Annotated in this window: 13 protein-coding genes; 7 read left to right on the forward strand and 6 right to left on the reverse strand. The window is 74.7% G+C overall.

The annotated features are described in order from the left end of the window. Positions 1 to 45 precede the first annotated feature (45 nt). The 5 genes from CcI49_RS28085 to CcI49_RS28105 all read left to right on the forward strand — a co-directional run bounded on the left by CcI49_RS28085 (position 46) and on the right by CcI49_RS28105 (position 4,131). Positions 46 to 1,338: a beta-ketoacyl-[acyl-carrier-protein] synthase family protein gene (locus CcI49_RS28085; RefSeq protein ID WP_054567319.1), complete on the forward strand. Its 1,293-nt coding sequence runs from the start codon at positions 46 to 48 to the stop codon at positions 1,336 to 1,338. A gap of 65 nt (positions 1,339 to 1,403) precedes the next feature. Further along, positions 1,404 to 2,630, forward strand: a complete 1,227-nt coding sequence (locus tag CcI49_RS28090; protein WP_198955648.1) for a beta-ketoacyl synthase N-terminal-like domain-containing protein — start codon at positions 1,404 to 1,406, stop codon at positions 2,628 to 2,630. Between the two features lie 90 nt (positions 2,631 to 2,720). Further along, positions 2,721 to 3,458 carry a 3-oxoacyl-ACP reductase FabG gene (gene fabG / locus CcI49_RS28095; protein WP_006538103.1) on the forward strand — a complete coding sequence of 246 codons (738 nt, stop codon included), beginning with the start codon at positions 2,721 to 2,723 and terminating at the stop codon, positions 3,456 to 3,458. Next, the gene (locus tag CcI49_RS28100) at positions 3,458 to 3,781 is read left to right on the forward strand and encodes an antibiotic biosynthesis monooxygenase family protein (protein WP_006538104.1); all 324 of its coding nucleotides are present in this window, start codon (positions 3,458 to 3,460) and stop codon (positions 3,779 to 3,781) included. The genes fabG and CcI49_RS28100 overlap by 1 nt, the downstream gene beginning before the upstream one ends. Then, entirely contained in the window at positions 3,778 to 4,131 is a 354-nt protein-coding gene (locus CcI49_RS28105) for an antibiotic biosynthesis monooxygenase (RefSeq protein WP_054567157.1), read from the forward strand. The genes CcI49_RS28100 and CcI49_RS28105 overlap by 4 nt, the downstream gene beginning before the upstream one ends. Before the next feature lie 113 nt (positions 4,132 to 4,244). Here the strand turns inward: CcI49_RS28105 and ligD are convergent, their stop codons facing one another. After that, a complete protein-coding gene (gene ligD, locus CcI49_RS28110) occupies positions 4,245 to 5,237 on the reverse strand; it encodes a non-homologous end-joining DNA ligase (protein WP_241840271.1) in 993 nt (330 codons plus the stop codon). A 71-nt stretch (positions 5,238 to 5,308) separates the two neighbouring features. Beyond that, entirely contained in the window at positions 5,309 to 6,361 is a 1,053-nt protein-coding gene (locus CcI49_RS28115) for a PAS domain-containing protein (RefSeq protein ID WP_235497956.1), read from the reverse strand. A 311-nt stretch (positions 6,362 to 6,672) separates the two neighbouring features. Between CcI49_RS28115 and CcI49_RS28120 the strand changes: the two genes are divergently transcribed. Further along, positions 6,673 to 8,574 carry an ABC transporter ATP-binding protein gene (locus CcI49_RS28120; RefSeq protein WP_076831003.1) on the forward strand — a complete coding sequence of 634 codons (1,902 nt, stop codon included), beginning with the start codon at positions 6,673 to 6,675 and terminating at the stop codon, positions 8,572 to 8,574. Positions 8,575 to 8,618: 44 nt separating this feature from the next. Continuing rightward, a complete protein-coding gene (locus CcI49_RS28125; protein WP_076831006.1) occupies positions 8,619 to 10,421 on the forward strand; it encodes an ABC transporter ATP-binding protein in 1,803 nt (600 codons plus the stop codon). A gap of 99 nt (positions 10,422 to 10,520) precedes the next feature. On the opposite strand, the gene CcI49_RS28130 is transcribed toward CcI49_RS28125, so the two are convergent. The 4 genes from CcI49_RS28130 to CcI49_RS28145 all read right to left on the reverse strand — a co-directional run bounded on the left by CcI49_RS28130 (position 10,521) and on the right by CcI49_RS28145 (position 17,485). Further along, positions 10,521 to 12,116 (reverse strand): amidohydrolase family protein, encoded by a 1,596-nt coding sequence (locus tag CcI49_RS28130; RefSeq protein WP_116437520.1) that lies wholly within the window; start codon positions 12,114 to 12,116, stop codon positions 10,521 to 10,523. 102 nt (positions 12,117 to 12,218) lie between these two features. Continuing rightward, positions 12,219 to 14,447 (reverse strand): BTAD domain-containing putative transcriptional regulator, encoded by a 2,229-nt coding sequence (locus tag CcI49_RS28135; RefSeq protein ID WP_076831013.1) that lies wholly within the window; start codon positions 14,445 to 14,447, stop codon positions 12,219 to 12,221. A 79-nt stretch (positions 14,448 to 14,526) separates the two neighbouring features. Further along, a complete protein-coding gene (locus tag CcI49_RS28140) occupies positions 14,527 to 15,927 on the reverse strand; it encodes a hypothetical protein (protein ID WP_076831016.1) in 1,401 nt (466 codons plus the stop codon). A gap of 628 nt (positions 15,928 to 16,555) precedes the next feature. Beyond that, entirely contained in the window at positions 16,556 to 17,485 is a 930-nt protein-coding gene (locus CcI49_RS28145) for an NAD(P)-dependent oxidoreductase (RefSeq protein WP_054567163.1), read from the reverse strand. Positions 17,486 to 17,549: the final 64 nt, after the last annotated feature.

Genomic DNA, 17,549 nt, shown 5'->3' on the forward strand with positions numbered 1-17,549 from the left:
CCGACCCAGCGGTCGCGGCCGGACGACGCCCACGGGCCGGCGTCCCTGGGCGGGGGCCCGCGCCGCGTCGCGGTGACCGGGATCGGCGTCGTCGCTCCCGGTGGCTCGAACCGCAAGGAGTTCTGGACCCTGCTCACCGACGGCCGCACCGCCACCCGGCGGCTGTCCTTCTTCGACCCGTCGCCGTTCCGGTCGCAGATCGCGGCCGAATGCGACTTCGACCCGCTGGCCGCCGGCCTCAGCCGCCAGGAGATCGCCCGTAACGACCGGTTCGTCCAGTTCGCGCTGGCCGCTGCCATCGAGGCCGTCGCCGACAGCGGCCTTGAGCTCGACGGCGAGGGGGGTGAGGGCGAGCCGGGCGACGGCCCGATCGTCGGCGTCAGCATGGGCAGCGCCGTCGGGGCGACCACCCGGCTGGAGAACGAGTACGTCGTCGTCAGCGACAGCGGCAAGCTGTGGGAGGTCGACCCGCGCTACGCGAGCTCGTTCCTCTACCACGCCCTGGTACCGAGCTGCCTGGCGACGGAGATCGCCTGCCGGTTCGGCGCGCACGGCCCGTCGTTCGTCGTCTCGACCGGCTGCACCTCCGGCATCGACGCCGTCGGTTACGGCCACCAGCTCATCGTCGACGGCGAGGCCGACATCGTGATCGCCGGCGCGTCGGACGCGCCGCTGTCACCGATCTCCATCGCCTGCTTCGACGCCATCCGGGCCACTTCGGCGCGCAACGACGACGCCGAGCACGCCTCCCGGCCGTTCGACGCCAGCCGCGACGGCTTCGTCATGGGTGAGGGCAGCGCCGTCCTCGTCCTGGAGGAGCTCGAGTCCGCGCGGGCCCGCGGTGCGCACATCTACTGCGAGGTCGGCGGCTACGCGTCGCGGTCGAACGCCTTCCACATGACCGGCCTGCGCCCGGACGGGGTCGAGATGGCGGAGGCCGTCCGGATCGCGCTCGACCAGGCGCGTCTGGACCCGACCGCGGTCGACTACATCAACGCGCACGGCTCGGGCACCAAGCAGAACGACCGGCACGAGACGGCCGCCTTCAAGCGCTCGCTGGGCGCGCACGCCTACGAGACCCCGGTGAGCTCGATCAAGTCGATGGTCGGCCACTCGCTGGGCGCCATCGGCTCCATCGAGCTGGCCGCCTGCGCCCTGGCGATCGAGCACAACGTCGTGCCGCCGACGGCGAACTGGGCCACCCGCGACCCCGAGTGCGACCTGGACTACGTCCCGAACATCGCCCGTGATCACACGGTCGACGTCGCGCTGTCGGTCGGCAGCGGCTTCGGTGGCTTCCAGTCCGCGATCGTGCTGGCGGCGGGGGACCGGCGGTGACGATTCTCGACACCGGCGCGTCGACCAGCACGGACACCGGCACCGGATCGGCGCGGCCTGATCCGGTGGTGCGCCCGGTCATCACCGGGCTCGGTGTCATCGCGCCGAGCGGGCTGGGGACCGAGGAGCACTGGGCCTCGACGCTGCGCGGCGAGCTGCGCGTCGCACCGATCACCCGGTTCGACGCCAGCCGCTACGATGCCCGGCTCGCCGGTGAGGTGCCGGGCTTCGCCGCCGACGCCTTCATCGACAACCGGTACATCGTCCAGACCGACCGATGGACCTGGCTGGGCATGGCCGCGTCCCGGCTGGCGATGGCCGATGCCGGCTACGACCCGGCCGACCACGACCCCTACGAGACGTCGGTCGTGTTCGGTGCCGGCTCGGGCGGCAACGACTTCGGGCAGCGTGAGCTGTCCCGGCTGTGGTCGCGGGGGCGTACCGCCGTCAGCGTGTACCAGTCGATCGCCTGGTTCTACGCGGCGACCACCGGTCAGACCTCCATCCGGCACGGGCTCAAGGGTCCGTCCGGTGTGCTGGTCAGTGACACCGCCGGTGGGCTGGACAGCCTCGCGCAGGCCCGGCGCACCATCCGGCGTGGCACACCGACCGTGCTCGCCGGCGGGGCCGAGGCCGGGCTGACGCCGTACGCGCTCACCTGCCACCTCAGCAGCGGCCGGGTCAGCACCGCGACCGAGGCGGCGGACGGGTACAAGCCCTTCGACGTCCGCGCGAACGGCTACCTGCCCGGCGAGGGCGGCGCGACGCTGCTCGTCGAGGACCCGGCGACCGCGGCCCGCCGTGGTGCCCGGGTGTACGGCGAGATCGCCGGCTACGCGGCCACCCATGACGGTGCCCACCACGAGCAGGCCCCGGGCGACGCCCGCTGGCTCGCCGCGGCGATGCGCCGGGCGCTCGCCGACGCGAACCTGGCACCGGTCGACGTCGACGTCGTCTTCGCCGACGGCGCCGGCTCCGCGGACCTCGACGCGCTGGAGGCGGAGGCGATCCGCTCGGTGTTCGGCGCCGGCGCGGTGCCCGTCACCGCGCCGCAGGGCCTCATCGGACGCCTGTGCGCCGGCGGGTCGGCGGTGGCGGCGGCGACCGCCCTGCTGGCCATCCGGGACGGCGTGATCCCCGCGGTCGGCAACCTGGACGAACCGAACCCCGCCCACGGCCTGGACCTGGTCCGGACGCCGCGGGAGGGCCGGGTCCGGGTCGCGCTGGTCAACGCGCGCGGCTACGGCGGCTTCAACAGCTCGCTGGTGCTCCGGGCCGTCGACCCGGCCTGACCGGGCTCGGTCCGACCGGGCTCAGCCTGGCCGGGCCCGCTTCATCCGAATCATCAGAGTCATCCGCTTCGGCGGTAGAGAGGACCATCGATGTTCCCAGACCTGGCCGGCAAGCGTGCCCTGGTCACCGGCGGCACGCGCGGGATCGGCCGGTCCGTCGTGCTCGGGCTCGCCCAGGCCGGCGCCACCGTCGTCGTCGGCCACCAGCGGGAGACCGAGGAGGCGGAGAGCCTGCGCCGCGAGCTCAAGGCCACCGGCAACGAGCATCTGCTGGTGCAGGCCGACGTCGCCGACCCCGCGCAGATCACCGAGCTCATCGCGGCCACCGGTGCCCACCTCGGCGGTCTCGACATCGTCGTGAACAGCGTCGGCACGATCAGCCACGTCCCGTACGCGCAGCTGCCGCTGGAGGCGTGGACGCAGGTGCTGTCCACCAACCTCACCGCGACGCACCTGGTCACCCAGGGCGCGCTGGAGCTGCTCGGCGACTCCGGCACCGTCATCAACATCGGCTCCGGCGCCGGTGTGGTCGGCGTGCCGCTGCGCGCCCACTACACCGCGGCGAAGACCGGTCTGATCGGCCTCACCCGCTCGCTGTCCAAGGAGCTCGGATCGAAGGGCATCCGGGTCAACCTGGTCTCGCCGGGCGTCATCGAGACCGACCAGGCCGCCGGCATGCCCGAGGCCGCCCGCACCGCCTACACCAACCGGATCCCGCTCGGCCGGCTCGGTGAGGCGCACGAGGTCGCGGCGGTCGTGCTGTTCCTGGCCAGCGACGTGTCCAGCTACGTCAACGGCGCCACCTTCACGGTCGACGGAGGAATCTGATGGGTCACCCGCAGCCGTTCCGCATCATGCTCACCATGCACATCCACCCCGGCCGTGAGCAGGAGTTCGAGCAGACCTGGCTGCGCATCGGGGACGGCGTGACCAGCCACCCGGCCAACCTCGGCCAGTGGCTGATCCGCTCCGAGGACGAGGCGAGCACCTACTTCATCATCAGCGACTGGGTGGACGAGGCCCAGTTCCGCGCGTTCGAGCAGAGCCCGGGCCACCTGGAGCACCGCAAGATCCTGCACCCGCTGCGCGCCAGCGGGTCGATGGTGACCGGCACGGTGCTCACCCACCTGGTCGGCGCGGCGTCCGCATGACCACCGGCGCGGCCGGCGGCCGGGTCCGGGTGATGCTGTGGGCGGTCGACCCGGCCGACGACCCCGGCGCGGTCGAGCGGGCCTACCACGAGATCAGCTCCAAGCTCGTGGGCACGCCCGGCCTGCTCGGCAACCGGCTGCTGCGCTCGGCGGCGGAGCCGTCCCGCTTCGCCGTGGTCAGCGAGTGGACCGGCATGGCCGAGTTCGCCGCCTGGGAGAGCGGGGCGGAGCACAAGCCGGCCACCTCACCGCTGCGCCCGCTGCAGGACCCGGCGATGCGGGCGGTCATCTACACCGAGGTCGCCTCCTACGGCCCGGACGGCCCGTTCGACGACCCGGACGGCACGTGATCTGACTGGACGGCAGACCGCGCCGACCCACGACGCGGATGATCCGGCGGCACGGCGGGGCCTCGGCCCCGTCCGTTGCCGCCGGATGTCGTTCTGGCGGGCACCGTGACCAGCTACTCGTCGCGGGCGGTGTCGAGCGGGCTCAGGTCGTCGCGAAGGCCCTTGAAGGACGGGTGGCGCAGGCGGCCGTCCGCCGTCCACGCGGTGAACTCGACCTCGGCGACGAGCTCGGGACGGACCCAGACCACGGTGCGGGCCTGCTCGGGGCCGACGTCGGGGAAGGCCGGGCGGTCGGTGCGCAGCGGCGCGAGCAGCTCCGCGAGCCGTTCCAGGGTTGCCTCCGAGAAGCCGGTGCCGACCTGGCCCGCGTAGCGCGGCCCTGTGGGGGTGGACACGCCGACCAGCAGCGCGCCGATCCGCGCCGAGCGACGGCCCAGGCCGGGCTCCCAGCCGCCGACCACCACGCTCTGTCGCCGCACGTTCTTCACCTTGATCCAGTCGGCGCTGCGCCGCCCGGGCTGGTAGACGGACGCCCGGCGCTTGGCGACCACCCCCTCCAGGCCCGCCGCGGCGCTCGCCCGCAGGACCGACTCTCCGACGTCCACCGACTCTCCGACGTCCGCTGAATCGCCGATGTCCACCGACTCGCGCGCGGCGGCGCCCGCGGGCCCACCGGGGAAGGACTCCGGCACGTCGATCCCGGGCAGCTCCGCCAGCATCGCCCGCCGGGTGTCGTAGGGGAGATCGACCGTCTCGCGCCCGGCCAGCGCGAGCAGGTCGAACACCAGGTAGCGGACGGGTACGGCTGCCGCCGCCCGGCGCGCGCGGTGCGGGTCGGCGATGTGGATGCGGTGCGCGAGCCGCCCGAAGTCGGGCACGCCGTCGGGCCCGAAGGCGACGATCTCCCCGTCGAGGATGGCGTCGGTGGGCCCGAGGTCGGCCGCGAGCGCTGCCAGCTCGGGGTAGGCGGTCAGGACGTCCCGCTCCGACCGGCCGCGGGCGCGGACCCGGCCGCCCGCCACCGAGGCGAGGATCCGGACCCCGTCCCATTTGATCTCGTAGGCCCACTCTGCCCCGCGAGGCAGCTTCCCGGCGGTGGCGARCATGGGAGAAGGCAGAGCCGGCATCGACCTCGACGATACGCCGCCGGCCCGTCACTCACCGTGCGTCCGATCTGTCAGGCCGAGGCCGGGGTGAGTCCGCCGGGAGCGTCCGCGGCGTCGTCGAAGAAGAGGTAGCAGCGGGTGCCGACGAAATCGTCGCCGCGCGTCACCGCGCTCGAGTAGACCCGCATGGGCAGCTCGGAGCCGTCGAGACGGCGGATCGTGGTCGGGAAGTTGAGGATCGCGCCGGCGCCGGTCAGGCTCGCGCCGAGCGCGACCAGGTCCGCCTCCACGGCGAAGATGGCCAGCAGGTTCTGGCCGACGAACCTGGTGGGCTCGTCGGCGCAGCCGAGGAACTCGAGATGGATCTGGTTGGTCCGCTTCACCTCGGCGGTGCGGGCCATGCCGTGCAGGGGTACGGGCAGCAGCTCGAAGAGGTCCTCGAGCTCCTTCGTCAGCGCGGTGACCCCGGCCTCGTCGAGCCCTTCGACGAGCGGCGCGCCGTCGGTCCGGTCGCACTGGCCGAGCCAGTCCCGCACATCCGTCTCGGCTGTCCCGTCCGGGCCCGGGAGCGAGCCCCGGAACACGGGCCGGGCGACGAGGCGCAGGGCCGCGCCGTCCGCCTCCCCGTTGACGTCGAGCAGGGCGTCGGCCGTCGACCCGTCCGCGCGGTGGAAGGTGGCCGGCAGGTTGTGCAGCGCGCGCCCGTCGAGCGCGGCGGCGGTCACCCGCGCCCACGTCTGCTCACCCAGCAGCGCCCGCGCGGACGGCTCGACCTGGCCCACCGCGGGCCAGCCGGCGAGGCGGCGAAGCGCGGGGTTCGCCCGCCTGACGGCCCCGCCGGCGTCGGTGACCCCGATGCCGATGTTCGAGTTGTCGAAGAGGTCCACGAGTTCCAGCAGGTAGTCGGCGGCGGGTACACCGGCGTACTGCGACGCGTCGATCGGCATGGCGGCCAGCCTTTCCAGGGCGCGGATCGTCGGGGCCGCGGCGTTCGGCGCCCGCCGGGCCTGATGCCAGGTGAGGATCGCCGGGGCCGGTAGCGCGCCGCCCGCAGCCGGGTAGCGGCGGTAGCGGCGGGCCGTGGCGGCGGGCTGCCCCGGGTAGCGCGGCGAGTAGCGGCGCACGGCGCTCCCGGCGGTACGGCACGACCTTGACGGCACCGTTGGCCGCTCGGGCGTGTTTTCTGGCCGAATGTGCCGCGACGGCCATTGCGATGGCGCGTAAAAGTGACACTACGCAGCCGCGGTCGCTTTGGGCGACTGTTCGAATCCAGCCCGGGGACCTTCCGCGCCCCGCGACACCCCCACCCCCGCGGCCTGTGACCCCTTCCTGCTCGCGAGCACCCGACCCCGAGGAGAGCCGTGATCCTGTCTGAACGTGTGGTCGGTCGGCCGGCGAGGCCCCGCGCCGGGACGGGGAGCGCGCCTTGAGCGTCATGACCGACCCCGTCGCGCCTGCCGGCGCCACCCCCGCCGGCGGCGCTAGCGGCGGCACTGCGACCACCACGACCCACACCGCCGCTTCGGTGCTGCGCCTGGCCCGCCAGGGCCAGCTGCGCCAGGTGGGCGCGTCGTCGTTCTTCCTGTCCTGCCACCAGGTCGCCGAGGCCCTCGTGCCGGTCACCATCGGTCTCACGGTCGACCGAGCGATCTCCACCGGGGACGGCGCGTCGATGCTGCGCTGGCTCGCCGTGCTGCTCGGGCTGTTCGTGGCGCTGACCTGCGCGATGCGCTGGGGTTTCCGCGCGAACCTGCGCGCCGTCCAGGGCGCCGGTCACGACCTGCGGATGCTGGTGGCCGGCCGCGTCCTCGACCCGCGCGGCGGTGCCGAGGCCGACCAGCTTCCCGGGCAGCTCGTCGCCCTGGCGACCGGCGACACCCTCAAGGTCGGCATGCTGAACTACGCGCTGGCGATGGCCGTGTCCGGAGTGGCCGGGGTCGGCGTCGCCGTGGTCTCCCTGGCCCGGTTCTCCCTGCCGCTGACCGGCCTCGTCGTCGCCGGAACCGTGCTCCTCATGGTGATCACCCACCTGCTCGGGCGGCCGCTGGAACGGCGCAGCGGCACCGAGCGCGCGACCATGGCGGCCGCGACCGGCATGGCGGCCGACCTGATCGCCGGTCTGCGCGTCCTCCAGGGCTTCGGCGGCGAACGCGCCGCGGTCGGGCGCTACCGGGCGGCAAGCCGCCGCGCGTTGGGTGCCACCCTGCGGGCGGCGGCGGTGGAGTCGATGGTCCGGGCACTGGCGGTGGTGCTGGCGGGCGGCCTGCTCGCGGCCGTCACGCTGGTGGCCGGTCGGCTCGCCGCCGACGGTTCGATCAGCATCGGAGCACTGATCACCGCGCTCGGCCTGGCCCAGTTCCTGATCGACCCGCTCAATCGGATCACCAGCTTCGGCGCCCAGCGGGCACAGGCGGTTGCCTCGGCTGGTCGCATCGCCACGGTCCTGAACGCCCCCTGGGCGGTCGACGGCCCCGAGCACGCGACGCCCGACGGCCACGGCCACGGCCACGGCAAAAGTCACGGCCACGGCGAAAGCGAGGGTCATGGCAAAAGCGAGGGCCACGGCGAAAGCGACGGCGCCGGCGACCAGCAGGGACGTCCGCGGCCGGCGAAGGGCGCCGGGTCGCCGGACGGCCCCGGGCGGAGCGAGGCGCGTCTTCGGCTGGCCGGGATCACCGTGGGCAGCGTCCGCGAGCTCGACCTGGAGGTCCGCGCCGGGGAGTTCCTGGGCCTGGTCGCGGCCGACCCGGGCGAGGCCGCGGCGGTGCTGTCCGTCCTCGCCCGGGACACCGACCCGGTGGCCGGATCCGTGCTGCTCGACGGGACGCCCGTCACGGGGCTGCACCCCGACGCGAGCCGCCGGTCGGTCGTCGTCGCCCCGCACGACGCCGTCCTGTTCGACGGGACCGTGCTCGACAACATCCGGTCGGCGGCCCCGGCGGCCGACCTGGACCCGGTGGTGACGGCGGCCGGCGTCGACGATCTGCGGGAGGCTCTCGCCGACGGGCTGCAGACCCGGCTGCGCTCCGGCGGGGCGTCCCTGTCCGGCGGCCAGCGGCAGCGGGTCGCCCTGGCCCGTGCCCTTGCCACCGCCGCCCCCGTGCTCGTGCTGCACGAGCCCACGACCGCGGTCGACTCGCTGACGGAGCGGCGGATCGCCGGTGGGCTGCGGGACCTGCGCACCGGTCTGAGCACGGTGTGCGTGACGGCGAGCCCCGCCGTGCTGGCGTCCTGCGACCGGGTCGTGCTCCTCGACGGCGGCGCGATCACGGCCGAGGGAACCCACGAGGAGCTCGTCCGCAGCGACGGGCGCTACCGCGAGCTGGTCCTCGCTTGACCGCCCTCAGGAATGGTCCCCGGACGAGGAGAGCAGGAGAACACGTGCAGACACACTTATCGGACGACGGCCTTCTCCCCACCGCCACCGCGGGCGAGACGTGGCGGTACGCGGTGCGGCTGCTACGGCCGCGCTGGGCGCTCGCGGTGCTCACGGTCCTGGTGCTGTCGGCGGGGACCGCGCTCCAGCTCGTCACGCCACGAGCCCTCGGCTGGGTCGTCGACGCAGCGATCGACGGTGACCGCGGCGCCGTGGTCTGGCCCGTGCAGGTGCTCGTGTTCGTGACGATCGCCGCCGGCGTCCTGCAGGCCCTGACCAGGACGCTCATCGCGCTCGTCGGGGAGCCCGTCCTCGCGTCGCTGCGGGAGGACGTCCTGGAGCGGGCCCTGCGGCTGCCCGCCGGCGAGGTCGAACGCGGGGGCTCGGGGGACCTGGTCGCCCGGATCAGCGGCGACGTCGAGGTCGTGACCGCCGCGATCCGCTCCACCGTGCCGACCCTGGCGATGTCGGTCTTCCTGGTCTGGATGACCGCCGTCGGCCTGGCTGTCATCGACTGGAGGTTCGCCGTCGTCGCGCTGCTCGCCCTGCCGACCGACATCTACGCGTTGCGGTGGTACCTGCGCCGGTCAGGACCGGTCTTCGCGGCCCAGCGGATCGCCGAGGGCGCGCGGGCCCAGCAGCTGCTGGACTCGGTCGGTGGCGTCGACACCGTGCGGGCGTTCCGGCTCGGCCCCGACCACCTCCGCCGATCCGCGCGTCGCTCCGAAGAGGCGGTGGAGGTCGCCTACCGGGCGATCCACTTCCGGACCCGCTTCTGGGGGCGCATGCACCTGTCCGAGGCGATCGGTGTGGGCGTCGTCCTCGTCGCGGGCTTCTACCTGGTACGCGACGGCGCTGTGTCGGTCGGCGCGGCGACCGCGGCGGCGCTCTACTTCAGCCGCCTGTTCGAACCGGTCAACATGATCCTGATGATGATCGACACGACCCAGGAGGCCGGCGCCGCGCTGGCTCGCCTCGTCGGCGTGGCCCGGGTAGCCCCGCCGCCGCCGCGGGAGCGGGCCGCCCTCGGCGAGCCGTCCGTGGACGTCCACGGCGTGGACTTCGCCTACGACGAGGGCCGCGAGATCCTCCACGGCGTCGACCTCGCCGTCCGTCCCGGCACGTGGACGGCGGTCGTGGGCGCCAGCGGGGCCGGCAAGACGACCCTGGTCAAGATCATCTCTGGGCTGCATCCACCGGCGGCGGGCGAGGTGCGCCTCGGTGGCGTGCCCGTCGGTGAGCTCGGGCCGGAGCAGCTGCGTGACACGGTGGCGCTGGTGACCCAGGAGGTCCACGTCTTCGCGGGCCCGCTGATCGACGACCTTCGCCTCGCCCGGCCCGACGCCTCGGACGCGGAGGTCGACCAGGCGCTGGAGCGCGCGGGCGCGCTGTCCTGGGTCGCCGCGTTGCCCTCCGCCGAGCGGACCGTGGTGGGCCGGGGCGGCCACCGCCTCACCCCGACGCAGGCACAGGAGCTCGCGTTGGCCCGCCTGCTGCTGGTGGACGCGCCGGTCGTCGTCCTGGACGAGGCCACCGCCGACGCCGGCAGCGCCGGTGCGAGGAGGCTGGAGGGGGCCGCGCGGCGCGCGCTCGACGGCCGGACCGTGATCGTCGTCGCGCACCGGCTGACCCAGGCCGCCGCCGCCGACGACGTCCTGGTGCTCGAACAGGGCCGGGTCGCCGAACGGGGGACCCATGACGAGCTCGTGGCCGCGTCCGGGCGGTACGCGCGGATGTGGTCCGCCTGGTCGTCGTCCGGCGCGCCGCCGTCGTCCATGGATGCTCTGGAACCCGCCGCCGCGGTCTGAGCCTGGCCGGGCGGCCGGTGAGCGGTGCCGGTCCGTGCACGGCATCGATCAGCCGGCGGCATGGGTCGGCCGGCGGTGTGGATCAGCCGGCGGTGTGGATCAGCCGGCGGTGTGGGCGAGGGTCCCGCCGATGAGGGTGGCGGCGACCCGGGCCGCGTCCGGGTCGGCGAGGGCCTCGTCGAGCGAGCCGCGCAGCAGGCAGAGGTCCGCGGGAAGGCCCGGCCGGATCCGGCGGGGCCGGGCGGGGGTGTCGGGATGCCCTAGGAAAAGGTCGAGCGCGGTGCGCCCGTCGACCCGCTCGTCCCCGCCGAGCAGGGCGCCCGCCGCGGTGCGCCGCCGGGTGGCCGCCCGCACGGCCCGCCACGGGTCCGGGTGGCCGAAGGGGGCGTCGGTGCCGGCGGCCACGGCGACGCCGGCGGCCAGCAGTGACCGGCACGGGTAGAGCCAGGGAAGGTCCTCCGGATCGACGTCCGTGAGATAGGCGTCGCCGCGTTCGGCCACGAAGTTCGGCTGGGTGACGACGGTGAGCCCGGCGGCGCGGACGAGTTCGGCCAGCTCCGGGGGGATCACCGCGCCGTGCTCGATCCGGTCGGCGGGCCGGGCGCGGCCGCCGGGATCGGGCCCGGCCTCCTGGATCGCCGCGAGGGCGACCACGAGCTGGACCCGGGTCACGCAGTGCACGGCGACGGCCGCCCCCGCCCGGTGGGCGGCGCGGATCCGCGGTGCGAGGGCGTCCGGGCTCGGCAGGTCGGTGTCATCCAGGATGATCTTCACTGGTCCGGCGGTGAGCCGTGCGTCGTGCGGGCCCACGCCGGACGGATCGAGCGGGCCGGGTGGCACTGGCTCGGTCGAGGGGAGCATCAGGGCCAGGCGCTGTGGAAGGGCGCCGCTGGCGACGGCCCGGGCGAGCGCCTCGGCGTCGGCGGGCCGCCGCTCGGGCGTGGCGTCGGTGAAGCCGGTGACCCCGGCGGCGAGCGCGGTCCGGCCGACCGCCGCGAGGTCCGCCGCGACCCGTGGTACCCGGGTGGCGAGCCAGCTGTCCAGGCGCCACAGGCGCCCGGTCGGCGCTCCGGCGGCGGTGCGTTCGACCCCCTCACCGCCCGCGGCGCCGGAGGAGCTCGCGGGGCTGGAGGAGCCGGAGGATCCCGCGGGCCCGGAGGATGCGGGCGACCAGGAGCCGGAGGATGCGGGCGACCAGGAGAAGGAGCCGGAGCCCAGGCCGACCGCCCGCAGCGCGGCCGAGTTGAGCACCCACAGCGCGCCGCCGCGGTGCTGGACCCGGGTGGGCACGTCGCCGGTGAGCGCGTCGAGTGACCAGCGGTCGAGGTCCCCGGCGACGGACGGGTGGTACCCGATCCCGCGCACCCAGCCGTCACCGCCCCGGCCCCGGGCCGCCGCGGCGGCCGCGGCGGCCGTGGCCAGCGTCCGGGCGAACGCCGGCCGGTCGGTGACCGCGGGCGGTCCGAGCTGGGTGGATGCCAGCGACGCGGCGAGCGACATGAGATGGATGTGGTGGTCGTGCAGGCCGGGCAGCAGCGCGCCACCCGCCGCGTCGAGCTCGGCCTCGCCGGCGCGGCGCTCCAGGCGCCGGCCCGGCGGCCCGACCGCGGTGACGTATCCGCGGTCGATCCGGACGTCACGTAACCCGTGCCCGCCCGCGGAGCCCGTGAGGACCTCGGCACGTCGGACCAGCACACGATCACCTCGTCTGCGGCCTGGGCTGGGAACGAGCGGTCTCAGCCTACGGCGCGCGGCCTGTGGCGCGTGGTCAGGAGGCGCGCGGCCTGCGGCGCGCGGTCAGGAGGCGAGTGCCGTGACCGCGTCCAGCGTCGCGATGCTGACCCGCAGCTGGGTCGCCCGCGGGTCGGCGAGATCCTCGAAGATCCGCAGTGCCTCGGCCCAGGAACGCCGCGCCGCGGTCTGGTCGGTCGCCCGCAGATAGCTCTCGCCGAGAAAGGCGAGCGCCCGGGCGGTGGTGTGACGGTCGCGGATCTCGCGGGACAGCGCCAGCGTCTGGCGGCACACCGCGGCGGCCTGGGCGTGGTCGCCGCGGGCGAGATGGTCCTCGGCGAGACCGAGCTGTGCCAGGCCGAGCCCCCAGTCGTCGCCGAGCTCGGCCAGGATGTCCGCCCCGGACCGGTGGCAGGTGATCGCCTGGTCCAGGTCGCCCAGCCGGCGGTGGGCCCGACCGAGCTCGAGCTGGGTCAGCGCGAAGCCCCACAGGTTCCCCACCTCGCCGAAGATCCGCAGCGCGCCCTGGTGGTGGACCATCGTCCGGTCCGCCCCGTGTACGTGGGCGATGCAGAGCAGGTTGACGGCCTCGCTCCACTGGTCCGCCGTGACCTGGCCCATCGCCAGCGCCCGCTCGAACATGTCCAGGGAGCGCCCCGACATGCGGAGATCCTCGTAGGCGAGCCCCGCGCTCATCAGCAGGGTGGACTCGCCGAGCCGGTCGTTCAGATGCCGTGCGGAGGCGAGGCCGATCTGCGCGCAGGTGATCCAGTCTGCCCACCGTTTGCTCACGTGGAAGTAACCGGTCAGCGCGGCCGCCAGGCGCCACGCGAGGGCGTGCTCGCCCGCCGAGGCAGCCGCGCGCACAGCGGTCATGAGGTTCGGGTGCTCGGTGGTGAGCCAGACCGAGGCCTGTCGGTAGCTGCCGAAGATGTCCGGTGGGCACTCGTCGGAGGCCGGGTACGCCGCCGGCCGGCGGCCGTGCGGGTGGATCAGGTTGGCGGCCCCCACCGCGGTCCGCAGGTACCACCCCACCAGCCGCCGCAGGGCCAGGCCCGGGACGATGTCGTTCCCGTCGCCGGTCAGGGTCCGGCCGAACACCCGCACCGTCGTGGGCAGCCGGTATCGGTCCGGTGCCGGCGACTCGGCGAGCTGCTGGTCGACGAGGGCGCCCAGGTCGCGCCGGACGAGCCCGCGCGGACGCCGGAGCATCGCGCAGATCGCCGACAGCGGCAGGTCCGCGCCGTTCCACTCGCTGAGCAGACGCAGCGCCCGGGACGGATCGGGGTCGGTGGCCGCCCGCGGCGCCGGGAGGTTCCGGTACCGCAGTGCCAGGGACTGGTGCACGACCGCCGGCGGTCGGAAGGGGGCTTCCTGCGGTGTTCCCACCGTGGCCCGGACGGGCCTCGCCGGATGCTCGTCCATCGCCCGCCGCCGCGCGACCGTGGCGACGGGCGCCGCGGTCCGGTGGGCACCCTCGAGGTCGGCTGGGTCGAGGGGGGAGGCCGGGGCGGGCTGGTCGTCGGCCAGCATGATCCGGTGCAGCCGCTGAAGGCCGCGGCCGGGGCCGACCCCGAGCTCGTCCCGCAGGACGCGCCCGACCGCGCGGTAGGCGTCGAAGGCCTCGGCCTTGCGGCCACAGCGGTACAGGGCAAGGATCAGCATCTCCCAGGGATGCTCCCGGATCCTGGTCTCCTCGACGAGGCGTCGCAGGCCCGTCACCGCGCCGTGGTGGTCGCCCGTCATCACCTGGGCGGTCAGTGCCAGCTCCCGCAGGCGCAGCTGGGCTTCGGCCAGATGCGGCGCCTGCTCGCGCCGCAGGCGCTCCACCGGCACGTCGCAGAAGGGGTCACCGCGCCACAGCGCGAGGGCGTCACGCGCGTCCGCGGCCGCGTGGACCCAGTCCGAGCGCGCCGCGGCGTCCTGCGCCCGCGCGGTGAGAGCGGCCTGCGCCACCAGGTCGATGTCGGCGGTGTCCCGTGGCTCGAGCAGATACCCCGGGGAGCGGGTCACGATCCGGCCGGCCGACGACGGCTCCAGTAACCTGCGCAGCCGGCTGACGTAGTTCTCGAGGGTCTTGCGCGCGGACGGCGGGGGCGACCCGTCCCAGAGCAGGTCCGCCAGGCGGTCGGCTGACACGACGGTGCCGGCGTCGACCAGCAGGGCCGCCAGGACGCCGCGCTGCTTGGGGGCGGAGACCGGAACCAGCCGGCCGAGCTCGTCGCGGACCTCGAGCGGGCCGAGTAAGGCGAAGCCGGGGCCGTCGGCCACCGGTGTCCGTCCGATTGTCTTCATCGGTCCTCCAGGGCTGTCGGCGGAGCTGACCGGTTCCGACGGGTTCGATGGGTTCGATGGGTTCGATCGTTCCGGGATGTCAGCACGGCAGCGACCACCAGGCTTCGGCCCGGGCGGGCGCGTGCGTCGGGTGCCTGGGTGTGCCCTGGCCGGGGGTCTCCGGCCGGCGGTCGGCCCCGACCCGGCCGCCGATCCCGACCCGGCCACCGGCCTCGGGCCCTGTCCGGGCAGCGGCCGGCCGGGCCGCCCAAACCGCCAGATCGGCGGCGAGCTCCGGATCCTGCGCGGCGGCGGCCTGGCCGCTCGCGGTGAGCAGAAGGCCTGCCCAGTCCGAGTCCGCCGACACCGCGGTGAGGCCGCGCAGGCCCGCTCGGGGGGCCGCGGTGCGCAGGCAGTGGGCCTCCAGCACCAGCCGCATCCCGGCGGACGGGTCGGCGGGCAGGACATCGCCCGCCAGCCGGGCCAGCACGGCGGCGTGGTCCGCCGCCTTCGCGTCTCGCGCCGGCCCGGTCGGCCCAGCCGGATCGGCCGGATCGAGTGCCGTGATCCGGCTGTGCCAGGTCGGTGCGGGCATTCGCGCGGGTGCCAGCGCCGGCGAGGCCGGTTGACCGGCCTCGCCGGCCCAGGGCTCGATCACCGTCTCGAGCAGATGGTCCGCCGCCTGTCGGTCGCCATGGCGCCGGGCGGCCCGCAGGGCGCCCGCCAGACCGAGGGTGAGGTCTGGTGGGTTCCGCGTCGCGAGCCGACGCTCCACCACGGTCACGGCCGGCGGTACGCCGAGGTGTGCGGCGGCGGCCGCCAGCCGTTCGGCCCGGTCGGCTTCGGCGGGTCCGCGGGCCTGTCTGATGACCGCCGCCACCCGGCAGGCGCGCGCGAGATAGCCGGGATGCCCGGAAAGCGCGGGATGCTCGTCGGGATGGGCGGGATGACTGGAGATGATCGCCGGGGCGGTGGTGCCGCCCGGTGTGAGCGTGCCGAGCCCGGCGCGGATCGCGAGGTCGGCCGCCACCAGTGCCAGGTCCGGGTCCCCGAACGCCGCGAGCACGTCACTGGCGAGAGCGAGCACCCGCGCCCCGTCAGGCCCGTCGGGCACGGCGGGCGGGTCCGGCGGGCGCGCCCCTTCCAGCTGGCAGGAGCCGCCTCGCCGACAGGACCGGTCCGGCCGCAACCATGGGTGGAACACCGCCTGCACGTCCGCCAGCGCCGAGGCGCCGTGCCCCTGCCCGGCGTGGATCAGGCCGCGCCGCACGCGCACGTCGGCGAGCGGGCCGGCTGCTGCCGGTGCCCGGTCGGCGAGAGCGGCGTAGAGCCGCTCGCCGGCGTCCAGCGCCCGGATCGCGGCTGGCGCGTCACCGGCCCGGTGGCACAGACCGGCCAGGTCGTAGCTGATGCCACCGAGAATCCGCGTGCACCGCTGGTCGTCCGGCGATTCCGCGTGCAGTTCTGCCATAACCTGTGCGGCCGCCGACTGGAGTTCCACGGCCCGCTTCGTGTCTCCGGTGTTCTGCGCGAGCCGGGCCTTCTGCAGCAGTCGGGTCGCCTTTCTTTCCCGGGTTGGCGGTTTTCGCCGTCGCAAATCGAATAACAAGGCCCGTCCCGCCGGCTGTCGTCCGCCCCGATTCCGCGTGGTGCCGGGCGGTGTCGAGGTGAAATGGGCCGTGTTCTGGCAGTCGCCGCATTGCGACACGGGCGAGTCCACCCTTCCTACTATGGTTCCTGCGGTGCCTGTTCGTGGACCGGCGGGGGACTCAATCGGCCCGCATTCCGGCCTGCCGCCGAAGGTCCGCCCAGCCGGTCGTGAATCGGCTTTCTCCCGTCAGTTCGACTAGGAGTTTCATCTGTGTGCGCATAGCTGTCAACTCGTCAGACCGCCTGTGTTGCAGGGAATGGCGCGGCCCGGGGGGTGTTGTTCTCCGTTTCGGTTACTGGCGGGTTCTGCGGATGTCCGTATCGGAAAACCACCGGCCCGTGGGGCGGCGCGCGATCTCGCGGTTATCCGCGAAATCGGTTGACCGGCGTGGGCGGAAGCGGACGTCCGGTGCCCGGCCCGCGCCGCGATCGCCGGGACGACGGCCAGGTCTCCCCGGGTGCTCCCACCGTGTCCGTGATCAGCCCGGAAGCTCCGCGACGGCCAGCCGTGACGACGGGTCGGGGCGAGCCGTGGCGGCGAGCGGGTCGAGCAGCGCGTCGAGGGCCTGCCGGGCGAGCGCGCCCAACGGGCCGGCGTCCTGGCGGACGTCGGCCAGGGCCGAGCCGAGAAGCGACAGGTCCTTGCGGAGCAGCGCGGCGAGCGCGCTCAGGTCGGGCCCGCCGCCGGCGAGACCCAGTGGCCGGTCGCCGGGGGGCAGCGCCCGGGCGCTGGCGCTGCACGCCTGCAGGGCGAGGCGCACCCGGTCCGGGTCCAGGCCGAGCTCGCGCGCGGCCCGCAGCGCGTCGACCGCCGCGCCCCGGTGCACGACGAACACGGCGTTGTTCAGCAGCTTCACGAGCTGGGCGCTGCCCACCTCGCCGGTGTGCAGCACGGTGTGCGCGAACAGATCGAAGATCGGGGCGCACCGGCGTACCTGCTCCTCGTCACCGCCGGCCAGCACGACGAGCGCCCGGCCGGACTCCGTGCGCGCTCCGTTGCTGACCGGTGCGTCGAGCAGCACGAGTCCGCGCTCGTGGGCGAGGGCGGCCAGCTCGGCACAGGTCCCGGGCGAGCAGGTGCTGTGGATGACGATGAGGCCGCCCCAGGGCATCGTCTCCAGCAGGCCGCCGGGCCCGGCGACCACCGTGCGGACGTCGTCGTCGGAGAAGACGCACACGGACGCGATCGTGACCCGGCGGCCGAGGTCGGACAGGCTCCCGGCCACCTCGACGCGTGCGGAGCGGACCTGCTCGACCCGGTCGGCTCGCAGGTCGTACACGATCGGCCGCAGTCCGCCCGCCACACAGGCCTGGACGATCTGGGCACCCTGGTGCCCGAGGCCGACGAAACCGTAGCTTTCGGTGTCCGACGGACCGTCTCCCTGCGCGGCGGTGTGCGCGGTGTGCATGGCGGGCTCTCCTCAAGATGGTTTCTGGTCAGGGACCTGGCGGAGTTTCGTCGGTGGTGGCCGG

This window comes from Frankia sp. CcI49 (assembly GCF_001983215.1).
Taxonomy (GTDB): domain Bacteria; phylum Actinomycetota; class Actinomycetes; order Frankiales; family Frankiaceae; genus Parafrankia; species Parafrankia irregularis.

Coding starts and splice junctions, on each gene's coding strand:
- CcI49_RS28145 (WP_054567163.1), bottom strand. CDS start 17,485: ATGCACACCGCGCACACCGCCGCGCAGGGAGACGGTCCGTCGGACACC.
- CcI49_RS28120 (WP_076831003.1), top strand. CDS start 6,673: ATGACCGACCCCGTCGCGCCTGCCGGCGCCACCCCCGCCGGCGGCGCT.
- CcI49_RS28105 (WP_054567157.1), top strand. CDS start 3,778: ATGACCACCGGCGCGGCCGGCGGCCGGGTCCGGGTGATGCTGTGGGCG.
- fabG (WP_006538103.1), top strand. CDS start 2,721: ATGTTCCCAGACCTGGCCGGCAAGCGTGCCCTGGTCACCGGCGGCACG.
- CcI49_RS28135 (WP_076831013.1), bottom strand. CDS start 14,447: ATGAAGACAATCGGACGGACACCGGTGGCCGACGGCCCCGGCTTCGCC.
- CcI49_RS28100 (WP_006538104.1), top strand. CDS start 3,458: ATGGGTCACCCGCAGCCGTTCCGCATCATGCTCACCATGCACATCCAC.